At 71.7% G+C, this 856-nt stretch carries 1 protein-coding gene; it reads left to right on the top strand.

Annotated features, from left to right (window positions below; all coding sequences use genetic code 11):
• Positions 1–856 (top strand): FecR family protein (locus WDW90_RS37605; RefSeq protein WP_336492803.1); only part of this gene is annotated, 856 nt, incomplete at both ends.

Raw genomic sequence — 856 nt, 5'->3', positions numbered from 1 at the left:
TCTCGGACCGAGCTTCGGCCTGGGGGCGGCGCGCGAGGTCTCGGCCGAGGCCGGGGCCACGATCCGGGTCGAGGACGCCGCGCTCCTGTTCCAGGGCCATTACGAGCGCGTCGGCGCCGATCTCGTGATCAGCGACGCCGCCCATCGCCTCGTCGTCCACGAGTACTTCGGCCTCGCCCAGCGCCCGAAGCTCGTCGCGCCGAACGGCGCATCGCTGCCCGATGCCGTGATCGAGGGCCTGAGCCGCTCGATCGCGATCCAGGCGCAGGCGCAGAACGGGGCGGGCCCTGTCTCCGACGCCGCGGCGGCGATCGGGCGCGTGCAGACGGTCACCGGCAGCGCCACGCTCGTGCGCAACGGCGTCACGGTCGCGCTCCAGCCCGGCGACCTCGTCTACAAGGGCGACGTGGTCCAGACCGAGCGCGGCGCCGCGCTCGCCATCGCCTTCCTCGACGGGACGCTGTTCAGCCTCTCCGCCAGCGCGCGGATGCTGCTGAACGACATGGTCTACAAGGCCGATGGCGAGGCCAACTCCGCCCTGTTCAGCCTCGTGCAGGGCTCGATCACCTTCGTGGCCGGGCAGGTCGCCAAGACCGGCGACATGAAGGTCGGCACGCCGGTGGCGACCATGGGCATCCGCGGCACCGCGGTCCACGTGCAGATCGACGCCGACAACGGCACGACCCGGTTCTCGGTGATGACGGAGCCCGACGGGCATACCGGCCGCTTCGAGGTCTACGATCGCGACGATCCCGGCCGCCTGCTGTTCACGGTCTCGGATCCGGGCCAGGCCTTCCTGGTGCGGCCGAGCGGGCCGCAGCAGGTGACGGTCGAGCAGGTCGCCAAGACGCCCTTC

This window comes from Methylobacterium nigriterrae, assembly GCF_037106235.1.
GTDB lineage: Bacteria > Pseudomonadota > Alphaproteobacteria > Rhizobiales > Beijerinckiaceae > Methylobacterium > Methylobacterium nigriterrae.
This window is presented reverse-complemented; position numbering and strand designations above follow the sequence as displayed.